Annotated in this window: 20 protein-coding genes; 10 read left to right on the forward strand and 10 right to left on the reverse strand. The window is 66.1% G+C overall.

Annotated features, from left to right (window positions below; all coding sequences use genetic code 11):
- Nucleotides 1–293 precede the first annotated feature (293 nt).
- Nucleotides 294–2,414: a protein-disulfide reductase DsbD family protein gene (locus C8N44_RS18630; protein ID WP_107978285.1), complete on the forward strand. Its 2,121-nt coding sequence runs from the start codon at nt 294–296 to the stop codon at nt 2,412–2,414.
- 9 nt (nt 2,415–2,423) lie between these two features.
- Here the strand turns inward: C8N44_RS18630 and C8N44_RS18635 are convergent, their stop codons facing one another.
- From C8N44_RS18635 to C8N44_RS18680, 10 genes are all read right to left on the reverse strand, one after another.
- On the reverse strand, nt 2,424–3,347 hold the full coding sequence (locus C8N44_RS18635; RefSeq protein WP_107978286.1) for an EamA family transporter: 924 nt from the start codon (nt 3,345–3,347) through the stop codon (nt 2,424–2,426).
- Nucleotides 3,348–3,359: 12 nt separating this feature from the next.
- A complete protein-coding gene (locus C8N44_RS18640) occupies nt 3,360–4,028 on the reverse strand; it encodes a hypothetical protein (RefSeq protein ID WP_107978287.1) in 669 nt (222 codons plus the stop codon).
- A gap of 80 nt (nt 4,029–4,108) precedes the next feature.
- On the reverse strand, nt 4,109–5,047 hold the full coding sequence (locus C8N44_RS18645; protein WP_107978320.1) for a cation diffusion facilitator family transporter: 939 nt from the start codon (nt 5,045–5,047) through the stop codon (nt 4,109–4,111).
- 115 nt (nt 5,048–5,162) lie between these two features.
- Nucleotides 5,163–6,296 carry a c-type cytochrome biogenesis protein CcmI gene (ccmI, locus tag C8N44_RS18650; RefSeq protein WP_244641123.1) on the reverse strand — a complete coding sequence of 378 codons (1,134 nt, stop codon included), beginning with the start codon at nt 6,294–6,296 and terminating at the stop codon, nt 5,163–5,165.
- A 20-nt stretch (nt 6,297–6,316) separates the two neighbouring features.
- Entirely contained in the window at nt 6,317–6,790 is a 474-nt protein-coding gene (locus C8N44_RS18655; protein WP_107978289.1) for a cytochrome c-type biogenesis protein, read from the reverse strand.
- A complete protein-coding gene (locus C8N44_RS18660) occupies nt 6,787–7,353 on the reverse strand; it encodes a DsbE family thiol:disulfide interchange protein (RefSeq protein ID WP_107978290.1) in 567 nt (188 codons plus the stop codon). The genes C8N44_RS18655 and C8N44_RS18660 overlap by 4 nt, the downstream gene beginning before the upstream one ends.
- An 8-nt stretch (nt 7,354–7,361) precedes the next feature.
- A complete protein-coding gene (locus C8N44_RS18665) occupies nt 7,362–9,362 on the reverse strand; it encodes a heme lyase CcmF/NrfE family subunit (protein WP_107978291.1) in 2,001 nt (666 codons plus the stop codon).
- Between the two features lie 55 nt (nt 9,363–9,417).
- A complete protein-coding gene (locus C8N44_RS18670) occupies nt 9,418–9,729 on the reverse strand; it encodes an SHOCT domain-containing protein (protein WP_235905881.1) in 312 nt (103 codons plus the stop codon).
- Nucleotides 9,726–11,135, reverse strand: a complete 1,410-nt coding sequence (locus C8N44_RS18675; RefSeq protein ID WP_107978292.1) for an ATP-binding protein — start codon at nt 11,133–11,135, stop codon at nt 9,726–9,728. Before C8N44_RS18675 ends, C8N44_RS18670 begins: the two co-directional genes overlap by 4 nt.
- Nucleotides 11,132–11,854: a response regulator gene (locus C8N44_RS18680; RefSeq protein WP_107978293.1), complete on the reverse strand. Its 723-nt coding sequence runs from the start codon at nt 11,852–11,854 to the stop codon at nt 11,132–11,134. Before C8N44_RS18680 ends, C8N44_RS18675 begins: the two co-directional genes overlap by 4 nt.
- A 171-nt stretch (nt 11,855–12,025) precedes the next feature.
- Between C8N44_RS18680 and C8N44_RS23670 the strand changes: the two genes are divergently transcribed.
- The 9 genes from C8N44_RS23670 to C8N44_RS23190 all read left to right on the forward strand — a co-directional run bounded on the left by C8N44_RS23670 (nt 12,026) and on the right by C8N44_RS23190 (nt 20,018).
- Nucleotides 12,026–12,652, forward strand: a complete 627-nt coding sequence (locus C8N44_RS23670; RefSeq protein WP_188758773.1) for a penta-EF hand family protein — start codon at nt 12,026–12,028, stop codon at nt 12,650–12,652.
- A 72-nt stretch (nt 12,653–12,724) separates the two neighbouring features.
- Nucleotides 12,725–13,111, forward strand: coding sequence for a DUF302 domain-containing protein (locus C8N44_RS18690; RefSeq protein ID WP_076695418.1), 387 nt, complete (start codon nt 12,725–12,727; stop codon nt 13,109–13,111).
- Nucleotides 13,112–13,123: 12 nt separating this feature from the next.
- On the forward strand, nt 13,124–13,558 hold the full coding sequence (locus tag C8N44_RS18695; RefSeq protein ID WP_076695420.1) for an ion channel: 435 nt from the start codon (nt 13,124–13,126) through the stop codon (nt 13,556–13,558).
- Entirely contained in the window at nt 13,555–14,271 is a 717-nt protein-coding gene (locus tag C8N44_RS18700) for a TVP38/TMEM64 family protein (protein WP_076695422.1), read from the forward strand. Before C8N44_RS18695 ends, C8N44_RS18700 begins: the two co-directional genes overlap by 4 nt.
- Nucleotides 14,268–15,587 carry an APC family permease gene (locus C8N44_RS18705; protein WP_107978294.1) on the forward strand — a complete coding sequence of 440 codons (1,320 nt, stop codon included), beginning with the start codon at nt 14,268–14,270 and terminating at the stop codon, nt 15,585–15,587. Before C8N44_RS18700 ends, C8N44_RS18705 begins: the two co-directional genes overlap by 4 nt.
- Nucleotides 15,588–15,638: 51 nt before the next feature.
- Complete coding sequence (locus C8N44_RS18710) at nt 15,639–17,996, forward strand: heavy metal translocating P-type ATPase (RefSeq protein WP_188758771.1); 2,358 nt, start codon at nt 15,639–15,641, stop codon at nt 17,994–17,996.
- 94 nt (nt 17,997–18,090) lie between these two features.
- Complete coding sequence (locus tag C8N44_RS18715) at nt 18,091–18,468, forward strand: hypothetical protein (RefSeq protein ID WP_158274092.1); 378 nt, start codon at nt 18,091–18,093, stop codon at nt 18,466–18,468.
- A gap of 54 nt (nt 18,469–18,522) precedes the next feature.
- Nucleotides 18,523–18,741 carry a hypothetical protein gene (locus C8N44_RS18720; protein WP_076695428.1) on the forward strand — a complete coding sequence of 73 codons (219 nt, stop codon included), beginning with the start codon at nt 18,523–18,525 and terminating at the stop codon, nt 18,739–18,741.
- Nucleotides 18,742–18,752: 11 nt separating this feature from the next.
- On the forward strand, nt 18,753–20,018 hold the full coding sequence (locus C8N44_RS23190; RefSeq protein WP_146178876.1) for a hypothetical protein: 1,266 nt from the start codon (nt 18,753–18,755) through the stop codon (nt 20,016–20,018).
- The last annotated feature ends 187 nt before the right edge of the window (nt 20,019–20,205 follow it).

Consider the following 20,205-nt stretch of genomic DNA (forward strand, 5'->3'; position numbering starts at 1 on the left):
GTGCTTTCGCGATACCGGCGCGCTGTCGACCCGGGAAGAGGGTGTCGCTCTTCCCCGGGGGTGTCGCGTGACGGACAGAACGGGCACGGACTTGCGAAGGCTCGAATGCGATGACGGCCGCCAGGGCTTCGTGTTTGGGTCATGATCCCCCCTGTCGAAGACGACAGCGATCACGCGACCACGGGTCCTGTTCTGCCGGTGGCGTTGCAACGAGCTTCACGGCATGTCCGCTTGTCTGGGAGATCGCCGATCGTTGCCCGCCACTTACGGAATCCCGAAAGATGCTCCATAACATGCTGACGACATATCGTTTCGTCATGGTCATTGCGGCCGCGGCGCTCGGCACTACCCCAGCCGTCCATGCCGCGTCCTCGCAGCCATATGAGTCCCCCGCCGTCACGGCGCGGTTGATCTCTGCCCAGGACGGAGTGCCCGACAGCGGCCGAACCCTATCAGGGGGGCTGGACCTGGACCTTGGCGACGGTTGGAAGACCTACTGGCGGTCACCAGGTGAAGTCGGCATCTCACCATCGGTGGATTGGGCGGGATCGGAGAACATCGCGGAGGTGGAATTCCTCTGGCCCGCCCCTGAGCGCTTCACGGCCTTCGGTATCGAGAACTTCGGCTACCACGGCGAAGTCGTCTTCCCGCTCCGGATCGAACTCGCACGACCGGGAGAGCCGGCAAAGCTTGAGGCGCAAGTCTCGCTGCTCGTCTGTTCAGACGTCTGCGTGCCGCGGGATTTCCACCTGAGCCTCGATCTGCCGGCCAGTAACGGAATCGATCAGCCGGTCGCCGACCGTATCGCCGGCTTTCTGGCGCGCGTTCCAGCTGAGGGGGACGGCATCGGCGTCGATCAGGCGCTTTTCCATCTCGACAACCAGACGACCGCGCTCACCATCTCGCTTCGCAGCGCCACACCGTTCAAGGACCCGGACGTCTTCCCGGAACTCGGCGCAGACAACGCTCTCGGCAAACCCGATGTCCGGCTTGGCGACGGCGGGCGCAGACTGTGGGCCACGCTGCCGGTCCTTTCGACCGACGACGCGACGCTTCACGATCCGGTCCTCACGGTGACAGACGGCCCGGACCGAGCCTTCACCGTCACGCCGGACCGTGCTGCCGAAGCCCCTGCCCCACCTTTCAGCATCGCGACCGCCGCCCCCGGCATCGAAACCCTGATCTGGATCGCACTGGTCGCTTTCCTCGGGGGACTGATCCTGAACGTCATGCCCTGCGTGCTGCCGGTCCTCTCGATAAAGCTCTCGACGGTCATGAAACACGGCGAGCAGGATAGGCGCACGGTGCGCGCGGGCTTCCTCGCCGCCGCCGGGGGCGCCCTGACATTCATGTGGGGGCTGGCGCTGATCCTCTTCCTGTTGCAGCGGGCCGGTGTCGTGGTCGGCTGGGGGCTGCAATTCCAGAACCCGCTGTTCCTTGCGGCGATGGTGCTGCTGCTGTCGGTTTTCTCTGCCAACATGCTGGGCGGTTTCGAGTTCAGCCTGCCCTCCGGCCTGCAGACGCGGCTGGCGAATTCCGGACGCGGACACGGGCATGCCGCGGATTTCCTGACCGGCATGTTCGGCGCTGTCATGGCGACGCCATGTTCGGCCCCGTTCCTCGGGACGGCCATCGCCTTCGCACTGGCCGGGCGAGGTATCGATATCTTCATCGTCTTCACCAGCCTCGGGATCGGGCTGGCCGTGCCGTACCTCCTGGTCGCAGCCGTGCCGGGCGCCATTTCGCTCCTGCCGAAGCCCGGGCGCTGGATGGTGGCGTTGAGGTTTCTCCTCGGGGGCCTGCTCATGGCCACGGTGGCCTGGCTTCTCTGGGTGATGGCAGGGGTGGCTGGGACAGCCGCGGCAGCCGCCGTAGGCGGGCTGGCGCTGGCGCTGGCGGTCGCTCTCTCCGTCCCACGTCTGCCCTCGGCCGCCCGCTGGCCGATCGTCGCCGCATGCGCCGGGCTGTCCCTGATCGCAGTTCCCCAGTTGACCAAAACAGAAGCGACCGAAGTCGCGGTCTCTTCGCTCGGCTGGATGCCCTTCGACCGGGCGGAAATCGCGCGGCGCGTGTCGCGCGGAGAGGTCGTCTTCGTCGATGTTACGGCCGACTGGTGCCTCACCTGCAAGGCCAACAAGGCACTGGTCATCGAGCGCGATCCCGTGCTGACCGCGCTGCGCGCCGAGGGCACCGTCCCGATGCAGGCCGACTGGACGCGACCGGACGAGACCATTTCTCGCTATCTCGAAAGTTTTGATCGCTACGGCATCCCGTTCAACGCCGTCTACGGCCCGGGCGTCCCTGACGGTATCGTGCTGTCGGAAATCCTGTCGGGTGAGGCGGTGATCAACGCGCTGCGCTCCGCCTCGGGCGACCGGGCGACCACGTCTGGCCTTCTTGATCAGGACTGGTGACCCCCGACGCTACGCGGACGCTGCCTGGCATTGGCACGGGTGAACCGCGATATTCGGGGTGTCCCGCGTGGTCTGCCAGGTGAGCAGGAACCCGGCGAACAGCAGGAGCGCACCACCATAAACGGTGCTCGCCGCCGGGATTTCCGCCAGGATCAGGAAACCAAGCAGGGTCGCCACGACCGGCGAGACGATAATGTCGATCAGCGAATAGACATTGGCGTTCAGCCTCTTGAGGACCAGGGAGATCCCGAAATAGGCGAAGCCCGTTGAGACGAGTCCCAGCGCCAGAGCCCAGATGCCGACCGGGACCCCGCCCTCCCCCATGCCTGGCGTTGGTGAAAAGACCTGTCCGGGCCCAAAGATCAGCACCGAAGGGGCAAGGATCAGCGCGGCCACCAGCATCGACCAGGCAATGTCGTTTCCGGTCTCGGATTTTCCCTCGTGCCGCATGTAGGTGACCATCGCGGCATAGACGGCTCCATCAACCAGCGCCACGAGATTGCCGAGCATGTGTCCGCCGGACAGCGGCTTGGCAAGAACGATGCCGACGATCGCGATCCCGAAGGTCAGGACATTCCCGAGGGTCGCTCTTTCTTTCAGGAAAATGGCCGACAAGATGAAGGTAAAGAACGGTGCAACGCTCCAGAAAATCACGGCGTTCGCGATGGGAACAAGCGTCATCGCCAGGTTGAAGACGCTGATCTGCGTCGCAATGAGCACGCCGATGATCACGGTGTCGGTCATGTTTCCCCGAGGCAGCCGCAAAGGCTCACCATTCAGGACGGGCATCGTCAGCATGAGGAACAATGTCGCCGTCAGCAACGCGTAGAAGTTCAAGGTGTGGATGGGAATCAGTCCGCCGGTGAGCTTGACGAATATGCCGATCGTCGCCTCGGAGACGGTGATCAGGGCCAGCAGCAGTAGCGTGCGCATGAAACCTCCAGCCTAAGCAGACCGTGCCCGCGCTGCCCAGCACATGTCGCAGACGGAGTCGCCGTGCGACAGCGTGTGCGGACGACGGTAATGGCCCCGCGAAGCATCGCTTGCAATCAGGTCGGCGCCCGGCCAATCGTAGGTGCACCAGCTGCGGCGGAAGGTCTCCAGCGCGTCGGGATCGCCCTCCGTCTCGGCCACCCGGCGAACGAAACTCTGGGGCGGGCAGCAGGTGAAATGGGTCAGGATGTCATCGCCCTCACGCCGCGCTTGCACCTCGTATCCGGGCGCTCCGGGGGCGCTGAAGGGAAAGACCAGCAGTATTCGGATGGTCCACCTAAGGCGCCGTCCGGGATCCCTCGTCACGAGCCGCACGGGCAGAGAGGTGAGGCTCAGCATCCTGCGGTAGATTTCCCAGCCGAGGTCGGCCACCACCTGTCGCGCGCTCTCAGGCGAAATGCCCGATTTCCTCAATGCACGGTCGGCCGCGACGGTCCAGATCGCCATCTCGACCATCAGGCGGTTCCCGAAGCGGTCAAGTTCGTCGAACCGCGCGTGCGGGCGACGAGCAACCGCTTCCGCATCCATTGCGGCCAGATAGGAATGGATCTCAGGACCGAGCCAGCGGATCGGGCGGCCCTGCGTGTCCGTCAACTGCCGGTTGGCAATGCCGCTGCGCACTGCACGTCTGACAGTCTGACGGACGACCTGTCGCGCGACACGAAGCCGAGGTGACGGCTCCGATCCTCGGCCCCTTGCGGTCATGGTTCACCTCCCGTCTCGGCAGCACCACGGGTCACGTCGATCTTCTTGGCGCCGCTCTCGTCCAGGCACCGGGTTTCGATCTGAAGAGTGACGAAGAAGAAACCGAAATCCGATTTCAACATCGTATTCGCATCTTTCAGCAGTGCCTGCGTATCGGCGTCTTGAGAAACCCTCAGATGTCCGGAAAACACGTTGCGCCCGCTGGTCAGAGTCCAGGCGTGGACATGATGGGCATCCTGCACTCCGTCCATTGCCTCCAGCGCCTCGATCACCCCTCGCAAATCCACCTCGTCGGGCGTGCCCTCCATCAGCAGCCGCGCCGCGTCGCGCAGGATGCCCCAGCTCGCCCACAGCAGCACGACCCCGAATGCCATGCCGAGGATCGGGTCGATCAGTAGGAATCCAGTAAACTTGATGACCAGTGCCGTTACGATGATCAGAAGGCTCCCGACGAAGGTCTGGATGATGTGCCAGAGAGCGCCACGCACGTTGAGGTCGGTCTTGCTCTGCTGCCAGATCAGCCAGAGCGAGATCACCTCGGTGAAGAGCCCGCCCGCAGCCGCGATCAGCATCGGCCCGGTCGGCAGGTCTATCGGCGACCCGAGGCGCATCGCAGCCATGTAGATGACGACCAGTGCCATGCCGAGCAGAAAGCCACCGTTGACCAGCGCACCGATGATCTCCGAGCGATACCAGCCGAAACTGAAGGATTCGTCTGCCGGGCGCTTGGCAAGCCGAGCCGCGGCAATTGCGACCAGCACGCCGCCGACAGCCGAAAAGGTATGGAACGCGTCCGAGATCACCGCGATCGACCCGGTCCATAAGCCGATGCCCATCTCGATCACGAAATACACGCCCGTCAGCCAGGCCGAAATTGCCATGCCCCGACCGCCCGAAGGCATGTGGCCGGCGTGCGGGTTGCCATGCGAACTCATCGCTCTCTCCTCCTTGCCGTGTCCTTCACCATCGATCCAGCGGGCGGCCGCCTTGTCCGGCAGATGACCGCGGCAGATCCTTGAAAAGGCCATCTCAGGCCCCTTCGGCACTACGTCACCCCTGGAGATCCCGGAGAGCTTTCTCGACGATCTGTCTTCGAGGGTCGTCTTGAGCCGCGGCTTCCAGCAGTTCCTGCGCACGGCTGTAGGCCTCGATGGCGTTCTTGCGCTCGTTCAGGACCTTGTAGGCATTGCCAAGCCTCATCCACCCGTCCAGGTCGTCCGGTTCCGCTTCCAGCCGGGATGCAAGACGATCGACCATAGACCTGATAAAGTCGGCTCTCTCGTCCTCGGACATGTCGCGCGCCGCCGCAACGTCTGCGGCACTGGGACCGCGCGGAGCTTCGGACGCGTAGTCCGAAACCGCGACGCGCGGCTTGCCTGTCGCCTGTGCGAGCCGATTGATCCGGGCCACGTAGCTATCCATCCAGGCCGCATATCCGTTTGCTTCCGTCAGGCGGGTCGTGAGCAGATCGTAGGCCTTGGCGTCGTCGCCTCCCTGACTTTCGGCCAGCGCGGCGTAGAATGTGGCCGCCGGGTTCATTGCGTCGATCTCCAGGGCACGTTCGATTGCCGCCTCGGCGCGCGGAACCACCGTCCCGGCGTTGGCCCCGATCAAGGCTTCTGCCAGCATCGACCAGGTCGCCGAGGTTGCATCCGAGCGATCCGCGACCGTCTCGAAGGCCCTCACGGCGTCCTCGAAGCGCTGCATCCGCATGTAGGTCTGACCGAGAAGCATCCAGCCTTCGCTCGCGCCGCCATTCGGATCGTTCTGCAAGCGATCATGGAGTTGCTGCGCCAAGTCCACGATCCGGGCCTCCTCCGCGCGCTCGGGGGCCCTCTCCCCGAATGCCAGGGCCGGGACGTCAGGAGCCCCGTTCACGGTGTAGTATCCAAAGGCCATGAGCGGGACGAAAAGCGCGGCAAGGATCGCGCCGGCCCGTCCGCCGCCTGCGCCGGGACCATGTTCTTCACTCGTTGTTCTGCGAACGACAGACAGAATGCGTTTCTTGATCTCCAGCTCCGCAGCCTTGGCTTCGGCGGCGGAAATAAGACCACGGTCCAGATCACGCCGGACTTCTTCCAGCTGATCGGCGAGCACCGCCGGGACCGCGTCGGAGCGAACGACGGCCGCCGTATCCGTCCTGAAGATCGGAAAGAGCGCGAAAGCTGTCGCGACAAGAGCCATCACAAGGAAAGCAACCCAGATCATTTTTCGTCTCTCCTACCATGTCTTGCGAGGACCTCGGCGACGAGCGCCTCTTCCTCATCGCTGAGGTCCTCGACCGAAGCGCGTCGCCGTGCTCTCCAGAGGAGTATTCCGCCAATCACGAATGCGGCAGCGGGCAGAGCGAACGGCGCGATCCAGAGCGCGTAGGTCTGCGGTTTGAACGGAGGTTTGAACAGGACGAAATCGCCATAGCGGGCGCGGACGAAGTCGATGACCTCCGTGTCGCTGTCGCCCGCCGTCAACCGCTCGCGCACCAGAAGGCGAAGGTCGCGCGCCACGCCTGCATTCGAACTGTCTATATCCTGGTTCTGACAGACGACGCAGCGCAGCTCCCTCGATATCTCGCGGGCCCGCGCTTCGAGGTTCGGGTCAGCCAGCATCTCGTCCGGCTCCACGGCATTCGCCAGCCCAGGCAACCCCAGCATGATGATCAGAAACAGGGCCCGGATCATGAGCCCAACTCCCGGTCAAGGGCCCCGGCCTGGGTCAGTGCGGTGGTGAACTTCGCGACAGCCTCCTCCCCCACGATGGGGCCGACATAGCGGTAGAGCACCGTCCCATCGCGGCCGACGATGAAGGTTTCGGGGACGCCGGATATGCCCCATTCGATGCCCGCGCGTCCTGAACGATCCGAGCCGATCCGCGCGTAGGGGTTGCCCAGATCCGAGAGCCAGGTCGCGGCGTCCTTGGGTTCGTCCTTGTAATTGATCCCGAAGAGACGCAGGCCGTAACGCTCGACGAACCGCGTCAGCACGGCATGCTCGGCTTTGCACGGGACGCACCACGAGGCGAAGACGTTGATGACCACGGGGCCCGGGTTGTCCGTCAGGTCTGCGCGCCCCAGGCCCGGCACATCGACACCGGGAACGGAAGGCAGATCGAATTCCGGTGCGGGCTGCGAAATCAGGACCGACGGAATTTCGCTCGGGTCGCGTTCGGGGTTTAGCCCCCAGAGGAAAAATCCTCCGAGCACTACGGCGACAGCCAACGGCACCACTGCAAACAGGCGTTTCATGGGGTCTCCTATTCTGCAGGCAGGCGCAGGTCGCCATGGGGGCGGGTTCGACGCGGCACCCCCACGCGCAGCCTCCGATCCGATAGCGAGAGCGCGCCGCCTGCCACCAGCATCAAGGCACCGAGCCAGATGAAATTGACCAGCGGTTCGTAGAGAATGCGCAGCGTCCAGGCTTCGCCGCTGGCCGCCTCTTCCGAGGCGGGCTCACTGATCGAAGCATAAAGGTCGCCCGCAAGTGTCGACCGGATCGCGGATTCCGTGGTCGTGCTTTGCGCCACGGGATAGCTCCGCCGCTCCGGGTAGAGCGTTGTCACCGGCTCGCCGTCTCGCCGGACCTCGAGCCTGCCGCGATCCGCGATGTAATTCGGGCCGCGCAGACGCTCGGCACCGGTAAAGGTCACGTCGAATCCGGCGATCGTTACGTCGGTCCCCGGCGTGACGAAGACGATCTCTTCGCTCTTCCAAGCGCTTGATCCGATCATGCCGATCATTGCCACGGCGAGGCCGACGTGCGCCAGCGTCATGCCGTGCGATGCACGCGGCAGATTGCGCGCCCGGCGCAGCGTCTCGCTCAGAGGAGCTTCCATGAATTTGATCCGCAACGCCCATTCCCGGAGAGTCGCCAGAAGCAGCCATACCGCGATCAGAATGGAAACATAGGCCAGGAAAGGACCGCCGCTGATCAGGTACCAGACGGCGAGAGTGACAAGAACCGCCAGCCCGGCGACGAACCGGACCCGTTGAAGAACGCCGGCAAGATCCGCGCGCTTCCATGACAGGAAGGGGCCGGCACCCATGAAAAGGCCGAGCACGAGCATCATGGGCACGAACGCCGCGTTGAAGAAGGGCGGTCCGACGGAGATCTTGTCGCCCGTGAGGGCCTCGAGGAGCAAGGGATACAAGGTTCCGAACAGGACGGTTCCGGTTGCGGCCGCCAGGATCAGATTATTGACCAAAAGCCCGGCCTCGCGGCTGATTGGACGGAACAATCCGCCGCCCTCCATGACCGGCGCGCGCCAAGCGTAGAGCGTCAGCGAGCCGCCGATGGAAAGGGCCAGGAGCCCGAGGATGTAGATCCCCCGCTCCGGATCCACGGCGAAGGCATGGACCGAGGTTAGCAGCCCCGAGCGCACGATGAAGGTGCCCAGAAGCGACAGCGAGAACGTCAGGATGGCCAGGAGAATGGTCCAGCTTTTGAATGCATCGCGTTTCTCGGTCACGATGGCCGAATGCAGGAGTGCCGTGCCGAGCAACCAGGGCATAAAGCTGACGTTCTCGACCGGATCCCAGAACCACCAGCCGCCCCATCCCAGCTCGTAATAGGCCCACCACGACCCAAGGGCGATCCCCGCGGTCAGGCTCATCCATGCGGCCAGGGTCCAGGGCCGGACCCATCGCGCCCAGGCGGCATCGATGCGTCCCTCGATCAGGGCCGCGACGGCGAAGGAAAACACGATCGAGAACCCGACATAGCCGAAATAGAGCAAGGGCGGATGCATCGCGAGCCCCACGTCCTGCAGCAGGGGATTGAGGTCGCTGCCGTCCGCGGGAGGCGGGAATACGCGGTCGAACGGATTGGAGGTGAACAGCAGGAAAGACAGGAACCCGACGCTGATCCAGGCCTGCACGGACAGCGTGCGCGCCTTCGTGGCTGCCGGGATGTTCGATCCCAGCACGGCCACGCCGGCACCGAATACCGTCAGGATCAGCACCCAAAGAAGTAACGAGCCTTCGTGACTGCCCCAGGTCCCCGCGATCTTGAACAGCAGTGGCTTCAGGGAATGCGAGTTCTCCGCCACGTTCCTGACGGTGAAGTCGCTGACCACGAATGACCGCATCAGCGCCGCGAAGGCCACTCCAACGAAAAACACCTGCCCGATCGCGGAAGACCGGGCAGACTGCATCCACCGCACGTTGCCGCGTGAGGCCCCGAGGATTGGCATGACGCTCTGGACCACAGCGAGGGACAAGGCCAACGCGAGGGCGAAATGCCCGATTTCAGGTATCATGATGTCTGTCCCTCTGTCTGTCTTTCACTGGTCCTGATGCGTCACGCCTCGCGCCTCACTCCTCGAGCGCGGCCTTCCGCCGCCGGAACTCCTCTTCGTCGATTTCACCTTTCGCCAGCCGCTGACGCAGGGTTTCGAGCGCGTCCGAGGACTTGCCGCCGGTGCCGCTGTTGTCGCGCAGCCAGTGAACCGCCAGCACGATCAGGGCGATGATCACGCCCCAGAAGACCAGCATCATCAGGCCGCCGAAGACGCCGTAGCCGCCGCCCCACATCATGTGCCCGTCCCATGAACCGTCGGGATCGGCCAGGGCCGGCGAGGCGGCAAGGCTCGCAAGGGCGGTCATGCTCCAGAGTTTGAAGGTCATCGTTCTCTCCTTTCTTCAGGTGGTTTCGGGGCGAGCGGGATCGAGATCGCCGCGCGCAGCCCGCCGGTTTCCCGGTTTTCGAGCGTGATGTCACCGCCATGCGCCTGGACGATTGTCCGCGCGATCGACAGGCCCAGGCCGTGCCCCCCGGTTTCGAGCGAGCGCGACTCCTCGATCCGGTAGAAGGGGTCGAAGACCTTCTCGAGCTTGTCCCGGGGAATGCCGGGACCATCGTCCTCGACCGTCACCACGAGGGTATCGCCCTGGCGATGCCAACCGACTGTGGCGCCGCCCCCGTAGCGGATGGCGTTCTCGATCAGGTTGCGCAGCGCCCGCCGCATGGCATTCGGCCGCAGGCGCGCTTCGATCCGGGGGCCGGCGTCGATGGCGAACCCGCCGGGCATGTCCGCGCACAGGGCCTGGAGGAAGTCGTGCAGATCGACGGTCTCGGGCGGCTCGGACCCGGTCAACCCGCGCGCGAAGGTCAGCGTCGCATCGACCATGCCCTGCATTTCCTCGACCGAGGCGACGAGGCTGTCGCGCGTCTCGGTGTCGTCGACCATCTCGGCCTGCACGCGCATGGCGGTCAGCGGCGAGCGCAGGTCGTGCCCCAGCGCGGCCAGCATCCGCGTCCGGTCGCCCACGAACCGCGTCAGGCGGTCCTGCATGCGGTTGAAGGCCCCGGTCAGGTCGCGCACTTCGGTCGGTCCCGCCACGGGAAGCTCGGCCACGTCCTCGCCCCGGCCAAGGCTGTCGGCCGCGCGGGCCAGCCGCCGCAACGGGCCGGTCAGGCGCGTCATGACGAACCAGATCACCACGACGAGCAGAAGCCCCGCCGACATGGCGAAGGTCAGCATCGAGTAAAGCGGCCACTGGATCGGCGGACGCTCGAACCGGGTTCCGACGTTCAGCCACTGCCCGCCCCGGATCGCGATAGAGAGGTTCATCTCGACCGCCGTCAATTCGCCCCGCATCATCGCCATGTGCATGTCGGTCATTTCGCGCGACAGGTTCGGCAGCGGCATCAGTTGGCCTTCGACCTCGTGCAGTTCGACACGGATATCGCGGCTGTAGCTGTCGTCGAGCAGGGTCCGGATCCGGGCCTCGACAAGACCGCCGTCGGAATGATCCGAATGCTGAACCGATGCGATTCCGGACAGATCGAAGCGCACGAGCGGCGAATTCGCGGCCCTGACGATCGAAGGGTGAAGGTCGGGCGGCGCCTCCTCGATCAGCCGCGCCACGTTCGCCGCCCGGCCTGCCGCCTCGAACCCCAGGGCGGCGCGGATCGCAAGGCTTCGTTCATCGGCAAAGAGAAACAGGCTGACCAGTTGGCCCGCGACAAGTGCCGCGACGACGATCAGAATCAACTGGACCCGCAGTGAACTGATATGTCGCGAGATCACGCCTGCTCCTCCACGTCCGTGGCCAGGCAATAGCCGCCGTTGCGCACCGTCCTGATGATCCTCGGACGCAGGACATCGGGCTCGATCTTGCGGCGCAGGCGGCTGATCTGGTTGTCGATCGTCCGGTCGAGCGGTCCCGCCGTGCGGCCGGCCGTCAGGTCGAGCAGCTGGTCGCGGCTCAGCACCATCCGCGCGCGCTCGAGCATGACGACCAGCAGCCGGAACTCGGAGTCGGTGAGAGGGATCTCGCCCTGTTCGTCGTCGACGAGGATCTGCCGGTCGGTGTCGAGCACGAGATGCTCGAACCGCACCCTCCGCCCGGCCAGCTTGCCGGCGAGGGGCTCACCCCGGCTGCTCCGCCGCAGGACCGACCTGATCCGGGCCAGCAGTTCGCGCGGGTTGAACGGCTTGGCGAGGTAGTCGTCGGCCCCGATCTCGAGCCCTGCGATACGGTCCGGCTCTTCTCCGAGAGCGGTCAGCATGATGACCGGCACCGCGCCCTCGGCGGCAAGCCTGCGGCAAGCCGAGAGCCCGTCTTCGCCGGGCATCATCACGTCCAGAACGACGAGATCGAAATGACCGGCCGCGAGCTTCGCGTCCATGTCGGTGGCGTCCTTCGCCGCGGTCGCGCGCATCCCGTTCTTCGCGAGATAGCGCGTCACGCTCTCGCGGATCTGCGCGTGATCGTCCACGACAAGAATATGCGGAGGCTGGCCCATGCCCCTGATTTTACCGGAATACAGGACCGGGTTTCATCAATGGAATTGTAGCGGTTTGTATCAGGCAACCGCTCTGCGACAGACCGTTACAATTCCGCTGATGCACTTACATTCAATTTTGCGCAATCATGGCGATGTCATGGGTTATCGACCCGAACAAAGGAGGATTCCATGCCGACACTGGCACGAACAGCAAGCATTCTCGCGATCACCGTGCTGACCACCGGAGCAGCCCTGGCCGACAGCGGCCACCACGATCGCGATGGCTCGGGGCCTCGCATGGGCGCCGACGAGCCGCGCATGGGCCGCGACGCCATGCCGATGGGCGGCGACGGGCACGAGATGATGGAGCACATGATGCGCATGATGATGCAGATGCACGGCTCGGACGCGATGGGCCCGGGCACGGGCATGGGGTTCATGGGCGGCCCCGGCATGGGCGGAATGTCCATGATGGACCGCGACATGATGCAGATGATGATGGGACCGGACATGATGAACGACATGCCCGGCCAGATGATGCAGTCGCGCCTCGAGGACTACGACGCGGGTGGCGACGGCGCGCTGAACCTCGACGAGTTCGCCGAGTGGCACGCCGCGATGCTGCGCGAGACCATGGTCGACCGCTTCCAGCATCTTGACGCGGACGGTGATGGCACGATCACCTCCGGGGAAATGAAGGCCCTCGCCGGCCGCGTGGCCCGGATGCGCGGCGGCGAGCCTGACAGGCGGCCGATGATGCAGGGCGATGACACGGGCGACCGCCCGATGATGCAGGGCATGCCGGACCAGAACTGAATCGGCTGCACTGCGTTGACCCGTGGCCCGGTCCGCCGGACCGGGCCCGACCAATCGGAAAGGAGCAGTTCCATGAGCTACACGCACGACCGCCTGCTGAAAGGCGTCTCCATCGACGATGCCGAGGCGCGCCTCCGCGCGTCGCTCTCGGATGCCGGCTTTGGCGTCCTGACCGAAATCGACGTCCGGGAGACGATGAAGAAGAAGATCGGCGCCGAAATGGACGGCTACCGCATCCTCGGCGCCTGCAACCCGAAGATGGCCTACGAGGCGATCGGGATCGAGCCCCGCGTCGGCGCGATGCTACCCTGCAACGTGATCCTGCGCGAGACCGATGGCGGGACCGAGATCAGCGCGATCGACCCCGTCGCCTCGATGACGGCCATCGACAACGACGACCTGCACACCGTCGCCGGCCAGGTCCGCGACATGCTGATCGGTGCCGTCGATGCCGCCTGATCCCGTCCGGTCATGACACTTGCCGCGATTGCCATAGGAGTGGGCCTCGTCGCCCTCGTGGGCCTTGTCCACCACTACGCCCTCTACGCCCTCGGACGGGCGGCGCCGCGGCCGGATTCCAGCTCGACGATGGCGATACAGTCGACCTTCATCGGTCTGCTGCTTCTCCACGTCGCCGAGATCCTTGGCCTCGCCGCGGCGAACCGGTGGCTGCTGGGCTGGGACGGCCTGGGCGGACCCGCCTCCGCCCCGCTGTCCTGGGCCGACCTCATCTACCTGACCGGGGTGAACTTCACCACGCTGGGCTACACGCAGATCGAGCTCGCCGGTGACATCAGGATCGTGACCATGCTTCAATCCCTGGGCGGCTTCATGATCCTGACCTGGTCGGCCACCTACCTCTTCACCGTGTGCCAGAGGAGCTGGCGACGCGCCGAGAACGAATGACGGAAGCCACGGGGAAGCGGACACTCAGGATCGTCGCGGCGGGCGCCGGGGTCCTGCTGCTGGCCGCGTTGGTCGTGGCCTGGCTGGCCGGCTGGCCACCCGATGGCCTCGACCGTGAGACCGTCGCCCGCTGGGTCGCGGGCGCCGGACCGTGGGGGCCGCTTGCCGTGATCGGCCTGATGACGGCGGCGGTCGTGGCCAGCCCGCTGCCCAGTGCGCCGATCGCGCTCGCCGCCGGGGCGGCCTACGGACATTACGCGGGTGCGGCCTATGTCGCGCTCGGCTCCGAGCTCGGCGCGGTCTCGGCCTTTCTCATCGCGCGCGGGGCCGGCCGCGGCGCGGTCGAGCGCATGCTCGGCGACAAGCGCGACTACGGCCTGCTCGGCTCGCAGAACGCGCTGACGCTGACCGTCTTCGTCAGCCGCCTGCTGCCCTTCGTGTCCTTCGACGCGATGAGCTACGCCGCCGGGCTGAGCCGCCTGCACTTCTGGCGCTTCGCGCTGGCCACCCTGGCCGGGATCCTGCCGGCCAGCTTCGTGCTCGCGCATTTCGGCAGCGTGGCCGTGCAGGGCGATTTCGGCACGGCGGAATGGATCGCCCTCGGCCTCGGGCTGCTGACCGCGGTGCCGCTGGTGCTGCTCGCCCTGCGCGGCGGAACGGGCGCGAACCGACGGCAGACCGAACAGATACAGGACAAGGAACACATCAGATGAGCTCCGACTACCGGGAAAACAGCATCACCCTTCTCGACGCCATCGCCATGGGCACCGGCGTGATGATCGGCGCCGGCATCCTCGCGCTGACAGGGCAGATCGCCGACCTGGCCGGCCCGCTCTTTCCCTTCGCCTTCATCGCCGGCGCGGTCGTGACCGCCTTCAGCGCCTATACCTACATCAAGATGTCGAACGCCTACCCCTCGGCGGGCGGGATCGGGATGATCCTGCAGAAGGCTTATGGGCCCACCGCCGTCGCCGCCGGCGCCGCGCTGCTGATGGCGCTTTCGATGGTGATCAATGAAAGCCTCGTGGCGCGGACCTTCGCCAACTACCTGCTGCGCGGTCTCGACATGCCCCGCGACACCTGGCTGGTGCCCGCGATCAGTGTCGGCGTGATCTTCTTCGCGTGGCTGGTCAACATCTCGGGGAACCGTTCGGTCGGGTGGCTGTCGGTCCTCATGGCCGCCCTCAAGGTCGGGGGCATCACGCTCTTCGGCGCGGCGGCGCTCTGGGCCGGCGGGTTCAGCTTCGAGGCCACGGGCCGCGGCGGCGAAACGACGGGTGCAGCCGGCTTTGTCGCCTCGATGGCGCTGGCCATCCTCGCCTTCAAGGGCTTCACCACCATCACCAACAGCGGCGCCGAGATCACCAAGCCGCACCGCAACGTCGGCCGCGCCATCGTCATCTCCATCGCGGTCTGCACGCTGGTCTACCTGCTGGTCGCCTTTGCCGTCGGCAGCAGTCTGCCGCTCGACCGGATCGTGGCTGCCAAGGACTATGCCTTGGCCGAGGCCGCCGAACCCGCGCTCGGGCGCACCGGCTTCTACCTCACAGTCGCGCTTGCACTGGTTGCCACGGCTTCGGGCCTGATTGCGAGCGTCTTTGCCGTGTCGCGGATGCTGGCGATGCTCACCGACATGAAGATGATCCCGCACAGCCATTTCGGGATGCCCGGCGTCATCCGCGACCACACGCTGGTCTACACGGTGGTGATCGCCTCGCTGCTGACGGTCTTCTTTGACCTCAGCCGCATCGCCTCGCTCGGGGCGTTCTTCTACCTGGTCATGGACATCCTCATCCACTGGGGCGTTTTCCGTAACCTGCGCGAGGAAGTCGGCGCCCGCGGCTGGATCCTGCTGACGGCCATCGGGCTCGACGCCGTGGTGCTTGCTGCTTTCGCGGCGATGAAATGGCAGGCAGACCCGTCGATCGTGCTGATCGCCGTCGCCGGGATGGCGGTGGTCTTCGTCTTCGAGCACGTCTTCCTGCGGCTGCGCCCGCCGCCGCGTCATCACCATCAACATGGCCCTTGACCCTTCAGTGACTGGAAGCCCTATGCCTTGTCGTGTGAGAAGGAGACGGTCATGTCCGAACACGCGAAACACCACCACCATCACTCTCATCACGACCATGACGCGCATATCTCCGAAGGCGCGCAGACCGCGACGGACCCGGTCTGCGGCATGACCGTCGAGGTGACCGGCGACACCCGGACGCAGGCGTTCGGCGGCGAGACCTATCATTTCTGCTCGGAAGGCTGCGAGGAGAAGTTCAAGGCCGATCCGTGGTTCTACGCCTCGGGCAACGCCGACAAGGCCGGGCAGCACGTCCAGCCGGGCACGCAGTGGACCTGCCCGATGCACCCCGAGATCGTGCGCGACGAGCCCGGCGCCTGTCCGATCTGCGGCATGGCGCTGGAGCCCATGGTGCCCACCGACGAGCCCTCCGAGGAGCTGACCGACTTCACCCGCCGCATGTGGATCAGCGCGGCGGCGGCCGTACCGCTCATCATCCTGACCATGGGCGAGCTGGTGGGCCTGCCGGTGCGCGACTGGCTCGGCCACCGCATCGCCACCTACATCGAGTTCCTGCTGGCCACCCCCATCGTCCTCTGGGCGGCGCTGCCCTTCTTCAGGCGCGGACTCGACTCGTTCCGCAACATGTCGCCCGACATGTGGACGCTGATCTCGCTCGGCGTCGGCGCGGCCTATGTCTACTCGCTCTTCGCCACCTTCCTGCCCGGCGTCTTCCCCGAGGATTACCGGATGGGCGAAGGCGTCGGCACCTATTTCGAGGCCTCCGTCGTGATCGTCGCGCTGATCTTCGTGGGCCAGGTGCTCGAGCTGCGCGCCCGCGAACGCACCGGCGACGCGATCCGCGCGCTGCTGGACCTCGCCCCCAAGACCGCGCGGCGCATCCTGCCGGACGGAGCCGAATACGATGCCCCGCTCGAGAACGTGGTCGCGGGCGACATGCTCCGCGTTCGCCCCGGCGACAGCATCCCCGTGGATGCCGAGGTCGTCGAGGGCCGCTCCTCGGTCGACGAAAGCATGATCACCGGCGAGCCGGTCCCGGTCGAGAAGACCGAGGGCGACCGCGTCACCGGCGGCACGATCAACAGGAACGGCACGCTGGCGATCCGCGCCACGCAGGTGGGCGCCGACACGGTGCTGGCACAGATCGTCGACATGGTCGCGGGCGCCCGCCGGTCGCGCGCGCCGATCCAGGGCCTCGCCGACCGCGTGTCCGCGATCTTCGTGCCCACGGTGGTCGGCATCGCGGTGCTCGCCTTCTTCACCTGGCTGGCTTTCGGTCCGGACCCGGCCCTCGCCTTCGCCATCGCCTCGGCGGTCTCGGTTCTCATCATCGCCTGCCCCTGCGCACTGGGCCTCGCGACGCCGATCTCGATCACCACCGCCGCCGGGCGCGGCGCGCAGGCGGGCGTGCTCATCAAGGACGCCGAGGCGCTCGAGCGCATGGCGCGGGTCGACACCGTGATCGTCGACAAGACCGGCACGCTGACCATGGGCAAGCCCAGTCTGACCGACGTGCTCGCGCTCGGGCAGACCGACGAGGCCGAGGTGCTCGCCCTCGCCGCGGCCCTCGAGCGCGGCTCGGAACATCCGCTGGCCGAAGCGATCGTGCAGGGCGCGCGGGAGCGCAACGCCGAACGGCGCGACGTCACCGACTTCGACGCGGTCACCGGCAAGGGCGTGACCGGCCGTGTCTCCGGCCGGGACGTGGCGCTCGGCAACCGCGCGCTCATGGAGGCGCTGAAGATCGACGCCGCCTCCGCCGAGGAAAACGCCGACGCCCTGCGCGCGGACGGCAAGACGGCGATGTATGTGGCGTTGGATGGCGCCCTCGTCGGCCTCGTGGCCGTGGCCGACCCGATCAAGGAAACGACCGAGGGCGCCATCCGCGACCTGCACGCGCTCGGCCTGCGGGTCATCATGGCGACCGGCGACAACCAGCGCACCGCCGAGGCCGTCGCGCGCCATCTCGGCATCGACGATGTGCGCGCCGGCGTCCTGCCCCAGGACAAGAAGGCGCTGGTCGAGGAGCTGCGCGCGCAGGGCGCCTACATCGCCATGGCGGGCGACGGCGTGAACGACGCTCCTGCACTCGCCGCCGCCGATGTCGGCATCGCCATGGGCACCGGCGCCGACGTCGCGGTCGAGAGCGCGGGGATCACCCTGCTCGGCGGTGATCTCGTCGGCATCGTCCGCGCCCGCAAGCTGGCCACCGCGACGCTGCGCAACATCAAGGAGAACCTCTTCTTCGCCTTCGCCTACAACTCCGCCGGCGTGCCCGTCGCGGCGGGGATCCTCTATCCCTTCATCGGGCTCCTGCTGTCGCCCATGATCGCCGCCGCGGCGATGAGCCTGTCCTCGGTCTCGGTCATCACAAACGCGCTGCGTCTGCGCCGGGTGAAGCTTTGACACCCCCTTGTCACGGGCCTGTGACCACCAACGGAAGCCAGGCGTGAAGATACCTCTTGCCTGTTTCTTTGTACGCGGCAATGGTCGCCGCACGATGACAAGTCTCCGCGCAATCATGGCAAAATACGTGCTCGTCCTGGCCCTTCTGGTGCTTGGGGTCGAGCCCGTGATGGCACGGACCGCGGCGCTGGACTGCGTGGCGAGGACCGCCCCCACGGTCGCCGTCATGCAGGGTGTGCACGAGACGCACCGGCTCCACGCCGATCACGCGGCGGAAGAGCAGACAGAGACGTCCGACGCGCAAGCGGCGCCCGGCATATGCTGCATCGGCATGTGCGGTCTTGCCATGAACCTTTTGCCGCATGTGGACCGGACTGAGTCCACCCTCATCATCGCACGGCATCACGGGATGAGTGAGATCGGCGCGAACCTCGTCGATCCCAAAGGCCCGAGGAAATCGCCCAAGGGCTGAGTGTCCCATGCCGGCTCCGCCGGCACGCGCGACACTCATCCCAGGAAGCATTCCATGATATTCCGAATTGCGGCCACGGTGCCGCTTGTTCTGGCCGACTGCGCAACGTTGCCGGACCTTCCCGAGACCGCCGCTCTCATCGAGCCGGCGGTGTCGCTGCAAACCGCCCCGCCGCCGACCCACGCCATCGTCACGCAAAAGTCCCGACGGATCGAGGCACCCGCCGACTGGAGGAGCCTGAACGACGCACAGGGGCCGGGAGGCGGAGCGTGAGGGTGCTGGGCATGACCGTTCTTGCGGTCCCCGCGCTGCTCGCCGCCTGCGCCGACACCGCCACCGTTTCCGAGGCCGCCGGCCCTCGTCCGGGCTTCGTGATGGTGGATACGACCGCGCGCGCAGCTACCGGGTCAAGCCCGACCTGGGCCCAGAGCAGCGCCGAGATCGAGGAGCGCGTCAGGGCGCTGATCCACGGCAAGACGATCGGTCCCGAAACCGCCGTCCAGGTCGCCCTGATCAACAACCGCGCGCTTCAGGCCGCCTTTGCCGATCTCGGCCTTGCCGCGACCGACCTCTGGGAGGTCGCGCTTGGCCCCAACCCGAGCCTCGGCGGCACGATCAGCGGCATCGGCGAGGTCGGGATCGCGCGAAGCGTCGAGGCGGCGGTCGTCGGCTCCCTGCTCGAGCTTGCGACGCGGAACCAGCGGCGCGCCATCGCCCGGACAGTCTCGCGCTCCGAATCGAGCCAGGCGCCCAGGCGATCGAGAGCGATTTCGAGGTGGGAGACGTCGGGCGCAGGCGCGGCGACATGGGTTAGGACGATCGAGTTCATGCGAACCTCCGTAGCGATGTGTCCGGGGCATTCCGCCCGAGGGCCGCGTCGGAAACGACGGCGAGGGTTACCGCTGCGGCCGTCAAGAAGGGGTCGCAAGGTCTTGAATGAGGGGTCCGGGTCTCCGTCTGTCGCTCCGTTCGGAGGGGATTTTGTCCGGCCGCCGGACTGGCGAAGAAGAAAATGCACCCGGCCCGGCGGTTTAGCGTTCCAGCCCGGAAGCGCCGCAGGCCCTCCGTATGGCTTAGAGCATCTGCAGTTCGTCGTGGGCGGAGACGGGCCGGCGCGGCGCCACCTCGTAGACGTCGCGCTCGGGCTCAAGCTCAACCGCGTAGCCGAGGCGCTCCAGGAGATCGCTTGCCTCGGCGCGGACCCGGCGGCGCCGGTCGCGGTCCTCGTCGACCCCGTGAACCACGACGAACGCGATGCGGTTCGGCGGGCCGACATGCGCCTGCGCGTAAATGCGCAGGTGCGGCAGGTCGCGGTTGGCAGCCCGCAAGGCACTCTGGGACCAGCCCAAGCGATCGGGCGGGTATCCTATATGGAGCGCATGTCGCTCCTCTTGCTCCATGCAATGGAGCTTGGCCAGATCGGGCATCGACGAGACCGAGAACCTTTTCCCTCGGTCGGGTCCCGCGCGCGACATGATGTGTCGGCATTTCTCGATCAACGACGATCGCCGACGACGGCCAAATGTTGTTGCTATTTTTCTGCTACTTGACTCTGCGAGGCGTATTATTCAATTAAGATCAATGACCTACGAAGCGTTGCTCCAATCCATCATCGGGGCCACGCTCAGCCGCGCAGCCCTTCGGACGTCCGAAACCCCTTGTTTTACTGCCTCTGCGCTCATGGTCACCTGACCGATCTTCCTCGATTTGTGGGCCTTTTGCCCCCGTTTTTCGGGG

It is taken from the genome of Allosediminivita pacifica (assembly GCF_003054175.1).
GTDB lineage: Bacteria > Pseudomonadota > Alphaproteobacteria > Rhodobacterales > Rhodobacteraceae > Allosediminivita > Allosediminivita pacifica.